3 rRNA genes are annotated in these 5881 nt (G+C 59.8%); all 3 read left to right on the top strand.

What is annotated here, in order from left to right:
• Nucleotides 1-186 precede the first annotated feature (186 nt).
• The 3 genes from WAA21_RS17765 (at nt 187) to rrf (ending at nt 5835) form a co-directional block, all read left to right on the top strand.
• A 16S ribosomal RNA gene (locus WAA21_RS17765) occupies nt 187-1707 on the top strand.
• 710 nt (nt 1708-2417) lie between these two features.
• Nucleotides 2418-5538, top strand: a 23S ribosomal RNA gene (locus WAA21_RS17760).
• A gap of 180 nt (nt 5539-5718) precedes the next feature.
• Nucleotides 5719-5835: ribosomal RNA gene (rrf, locus tag WAA21_RS17755) — 5S ribosomal RNA — on the top strand.
• The 16S, 23S and 5S rRNA genes sit together here, the layout of an rRNA operon.
• The last annotated feature ends 46 nt before the right edge of the window (nt 5836-5881 follow it).

The raw sequence follows: 5881 nt of genomic DNA, 5'->3' as shown, positions 1-5881 counted from the left end.
TGTGCGGGTTGCCCCGGTGCTGGCCTTGGCGGGTTGGTGTGGGTGTGCGTCCGTTTCTTGAGAACTCAACAGCGTGCCAAAAATCGATGCCAGTAATATATAGCCCTGTTTTTGCAGGGTTTTGCTATGGATTGTTTTCGCGGATGTCCTGCCTGTGTCTCTTCGGGGGCTCGGTGGGTTGAAGCATCTACGGAGAGTTTGATCCTGGCTCAGGACGAACGCTGGCGGCGTGCTTAACACATGCAAGTCGAACGCTGAAGCCCAGCTTGCTGGGTGGATGAGTGGCGAACGGGTGAGTAACACGTGAGCAACCTGCCCCCCTCTCTGGGATAACTCCGGGAAACCGGGGCTAATACCGGATATGAGCGTCCCGCGCATGCGGGGTGTTGGAAAGTTTTTCGGTGGGGGATGGGCTCGCGGCCTATCAGCTTGTTGGTGAGGTAGTGGCTCACCAAGGCGACGACGGGTAGCCGGCCTGAGAGGGCGACCGGCCACACTGGGACTGAGACACGGCCCAGACTCCTACGGGAGGCAGCAGTGGGGAATATTGCACAATGGGCGAAAGCCTGATGCAGCGACGCCGCGTGAGGGATGACGGCCTTCGGGTTGTAAACCTCTTTCAGCTCCGAAGAAGCGCAAGTGACGGTAGGAGCAGAAGAAGCACCGGCTAACTACGTGCCAGCAGCCGCGGTAATACGTAGGGTGCGAGCGTTGTCCGGAATTATTGGGCGTAAAGAGCTCGTAGGTGGTTCGTCGCGTCTGCTGTGAAAGTCCGAGGCTCAACCTCGGATCTGCAGTGGGTACGGGCGGACTGGAGTGCGGTAGAGGAGATCGGAATTCCTGGTGTAGCGGTGGAATGCGCAGATATCAGGAGGAACACCGGTGGCGAAGGCGGATCTCTGGGCCGTAACTGACGCTGAGGAGCGAAAGCATGGGGAGCGAACAGGCTTAGATACCCTGGTAGTCCATGCCGTAAACGTTGGGCGCTAGGTGTGGGGTCCTATCCACGGGTTCCGTGCCGTAGCTAACGCATTAAGCGCCCCGCCTGGGGAGTACGGCCGCAAGGCTAAAACTCAAAGGAATTGACGGGGGCCCGCACAAGCGGCGGAGCATGCGGATTAATTCGATGCAACGCGAAGAACCTTACCAAGGCTTGACATACACCGGAAACATCCAGAGATGGGTGCCCCGCAAGGTCGGTGTACAGGTGGTGCATGGTTGTCGTCAGCTCGTGTCGTGAGATGTTGGGTTAAGTCCCGCAACGAGCGCAACCCTCGTTCTATGTTGCCAGCGCGTCATGGCGGGGACTCATAGGAGACTGCCGGGGTCAACTCGGAGGAAGGTGGGGATGACGTCAAATCATCATGCCCCTTATGTCTTGGGCTTCACGCATGCTACAATGGCCGGTACAAAGGGCTGCGAAACCGTGAGGTGGAGCGAATCCCAAAAAGCCGGTCTCAGTTCGGATTGGGGTCTGCAACTCGACCCCATGAAGTCGGAGTCGCTAGTAATCGCAGATCAGCAACGCTGCGGTGAATACGTTCCCGGGCCTTGTACACACCGCCCGTCACGTCACGAAAGTCGGTAACACCCGAAGCCGGTGGCCCAACCCCTTGTGGGAGGGAGCCGTCGAAGGTGGGACTGGCGATTGGGACGAAGTCGTAACAAGGTAGCCGTACCGGAAGGTGCGGCTGGATCACCTCCTTTCTAAGGAGCAGCTCCCGCGTCTGCTGGGTTGCCGCCGGTTCTGCTGGTGGTGTGCTGGTGGGTGTGGGCAGTGTTCGGGCTTTGCCGGGGCGAGTGTCTCCGGGGGTCCGTGCTCGTTGGTGGATGCATCGGTTAGTTGGTTGTCGCGCGTCGTGTGCTCCTAGTACGTCTTCGGGTGTCCTGCTGGTTTTGGCTGGTGGGGTGTCTGGGGGTGGGAACGGGGTGTGGGGTGTGTGGCTTCTTGGCACGTTGTTGGGTCCTGGAGGAACGGGCCGGCTGCTGTGCTGTCGTTCTGTCGTGCTGTGGTGCTGCTGTGGTGCGGGTGTGGTGCTCGGGTGTGATGCCTGGGTGTCGTGCTCCGCGTGATGGTGGTGTGACGGTGTGATGGTGTGATGGTGGTGGTGGGTGTTGTTGCTTCTGCTGGGGACTGCTGGTTCCGCGTACCGCTGTCGCGGGGTGCTGGTGCTCGGGTCTGACCGCCTGTTGTGGGTGGTCGGGTCGGGTGCGGGTGGCTCGTGGTGGGTCTGGCGTGGGGTGTGCCGGTGGGTGCTCCTGGGTTGTTGAGAACTGCACAGTGGACGCGAGCATCTTTGTTTCTGTGTCTTTGTTGAGAGCCGTGCTCTCGCATCCGTGGACCCCTTCGTGGGTCTCGCCCGTGGTGTCGGGCCTCTTCGGGGGTCTGGTGGTTCGGGTGTGGGTGTGGGGGTGGTGGCTAAGTTTGTAAGGGCACACGGTGGATGCCTTGGCACCAGGAGCCGATGAAGGACGTAGGAACCTGCGATAAGCCTCGGGGAGTTGGTAACCGAACTGTGATCCGAGGATTTCCGAATGGGGCAACCCGGCCAGAGTCATGTCTGGTCACCTGCATCTGAATGTATAGGGTGCATGGAGGGCACGCGGGGAAGTGAAACATCTCAGTACCCGCAGGAAGAGAAAGCAAATGCGATTCCGTGAGTAGTGGCGAGCGAAAGCGGATCAGGCTAAACCGTCCGCGTGTGACAGCCGGCAGGCGTTGCGCGGGTGGGGTCGTGGGAGAGTGTGGACCGTCCTGCCGGGCGGTCGAGGTGACGTTCGTGTCGTAGCCGAAGGATCTGGGAAGGTCCGGCGTAGTGGGTGAGACCCCCGTAGGCGAAACGGCATGACGGCCTTGGCGCTTTTTCCCAAGTAGCACGGGGCCCGAGAAATCCCGTGCGAATCTGCGAGGACCATCTCGTAAGCCTAAATACTCCCTGGTGACCGATAGCGGACAAGTACCGTGAGGGAATGGTGAAAAGTACCCCGGGAGGGGAGTGAAATAGTACCTGAAACCGTGTGCTTACAAGCCGTCGGAGCCTAGCCCCTCGTGGGTGGTGACGGCGTGCCTTTTGAAGAATGAGCCTGCGAGTTAGCGGCACGTGGCGAGGTTAACCCGTGTGGGGGAGCCGTAGCGAAAGCGAGTCCGAACAGGGCGTTTGAGTCGCGTGTCCTAGACCCGAAGCGAAGTGATCTACCCATGGCCAGGGTGAAGCGCGGGTAAGACCGCGTGGAGGCCCGAACCCACCAGGGTTGAAAACCTGGGGGATGAGCTGTGGGTAGGGGTGAAAGGCCAATCAAACTTCGTGATAGCTGGTTCTCCCCGAAATGCATCTAGGTGCAGCGTCCCGTGTTTCTTGCCGGAGGTAGAGCTACTGGATGGCTGATGGGCCTCACCAGGTTACTGACGTCAGCCAAACTCCGAATGCCGGTAAGTGAGAGCGGGGCAGTGAGACTGCGGGGGATAAGCTCCGTAGTCGAGAGGGAAACAGCCCAGACCACCGGCTAAGGCCCCTAAGCGTGTGCTAAGTGGAAAAGGATGTGGAGTTGCCCAGACAACCAGGAGGTTGGCTTAGAAGCAGCCACCCTTGAAAGAGTGCGTAATAGCTCACTGGTCAAGTGATTCCGCGCCGACAATGTAGCGGGGCTCAAGCACACCGCCGAAGCCGTGGCGTTCGCACGTGTACTCGGCCCACTCGTTCGCGGGTGGGTCCAGGTGTGTGGACGGGTAGGGGAGCGTCGTGTGCCGGGTGAAGCGGCGGGGTGACCCAGTCGTGGACGGCACACGAGTGAGAATGCAGGCATGAGTAGCGAAAGCAGAGTGAGAAACTCTGCCGCCGAATGACCAAGGGTTCCAGGGCCAGGTTAATCCGCCCTGGGTAAGTCGGGACCTAAGGCGAGGCCGACAGGCGTAGTCGATGGACAACGGGTTGATATTCCCGTACCGGCGAAGGACCGCCCATACCGAACTGGCCGATGCTATGCGCCTGAAGCCTCACCTGCCGCGCTTGCGTGGTGGGTGGTGGTGGAGCGCGCGACCCAGAGCCGTAGTAGGTAAGCGTGTTAACAGGAGTGACGCAGGAAGGTAGCCTCCGCGGGGCGATGGTTGTCCCCGTCTAAGCGTCCGAGGGCGCAGCGTTGGTAAATCCGCGCTGCAGCGTGAGCAGGCCTGAGGCGTTACAGTGACCGCGTATGCGGGAAGTTGGGTGATCCTATGCTGCCGAGAAAAGCTTCGACGCGAGGTTCTAGCCGCCCGTACCCCAAACCGACTCAGGTGGTCAGGTAGAGAATACCAAGGCGATCGAGTGAACTGTGGTTAAGGAACTCGGCAAAATGCCCCCGTAACTTCGGGAGAAGGGGGGCCGGAGGCGTGAGAGCGCTGATGGCCGCAGAGACCAGGGAGAAGCGACTGTTTACTAAAAACACAGGTCCGTGCTAAGTCGTAAGACGCTGTATACGGACTGACGCCTGCCCGGTGCTGGAACGTTAAGGGGACGGGTCAGACGCAAGTCGAAGCCCAGAACTTAAGCGCCAGTAAACGGCGGTGGTAACTATAACCATCCTAAGGTAGCGAAATTCCTTGTCGGGTAAGTTCCGACCTGCACGAATGGCGTAACGACTTCTCCACTGTCTCAACCGCAGACTCGGCGAAATTGCACTACGAGTAAAGATGCTCGTTACGCGCAGCAGGACGGAAAGACCCCGGGACCTTTACTATAGCTTGGTATTGGTGTTCGGGACGGCTTGTGTAGGATAGGTGGGAGACTGTGAAGCGGCCACGCCAGTGGTCGTGGAGTCATCGTTGAAATACCACTCTGGTCGTTCTGGACATCTAACCTAGGTCCGTCATCCGGATCAGGGACAGTGCCTGGTGGGTAGTTTAACTGGGGCGGTTGCCTCCTAAAAGGTAACGGAGGCGCTCAAAGGTTCCCTCAGCCTGGTTGGCAATCAGGTGTCGAGTGTAAGTGCACAAGGGAGCTTGACTGCGAGACAGACATGTCGAGCAGGGACGAAAGTCGGAACTAGTGACCCGGCCGTGGTGAATGGAAACGCGGTCGCTCATCGGATAAAAGGTACCCCGGGGATAACAGGCTGATCTTGCCCAAGAGTCCATATCGACGGCATGGTTTGGCACCTCGATGTCGGCTCGTCGCATCCTGGGGCTGGAGTCGGTCCCAAGGGTTGGGCTGTTCGCCCATTAAAGCGGCACGCGAGCTGGGTTTAGAACGTCGTGAGACAGTTCGGTCCCTATCCGCTGCGTGCGTCGGAGATTTGAGAAGGGCTGTCCCTAGTACGAGAGGACCGGGACGGACTAACCTCTGGTGTGTCAGTTGTCCTGCCAAGGGCACCGCTGATTAGCTACGTTGGGAAGGGATAACCGCTGAAAGCATCTAAGCGGGAAGCCTGCTTCAAGATGAGATCTCCATGCCCCTTTGAGGGTGAGAGGCTCCCAGCTAGACTACTGGGTTGATAGGCCGGAGGTGGAAGCGTGGTAACACGTGCAGCCGACCGGTACTAATAAGCCGATGACTTACCATCACACACACCCCCGGTGACGGGTGGTGTGGCGGTCTCTTCGTAGACACGATCCTGATGGTGTTGCGCGTCCACTGTGCGGTTCCCGAGAACCCAGACCGAGCAGCACCCCCACCCCGCGGCAGCGCGTCAAGCGCGTGCCGCGACGTGTGGGGGGTGCGCCCTGGGACAACTCGATACTGTTACGGCGGTCATGGCGAAGGGGAAACGCCCGGTCCCATTCCGAACCCGGAAGCTAAGCCCTTCAGCGCCGATGGTACTGCGTGGGACACTGCGTGGGAGAGTAGGACACCGCCGGACACCCTTTGAGGACAGGCCGCCCCCACCCGGGGGCGGCCTGTCCTGC

It is taken from the genome of Aquipuribacter sp. SD81, from assembly GCF_037153975.1.
Lineage (GTDB): Bacteria > Actinomycetota > Actinomycetes > Actinomycetales > JBBAYJ01 > Aquipuribacter.
This window is presented reverse-complemented; position numbering and strand designations above follow the sequence as displayed.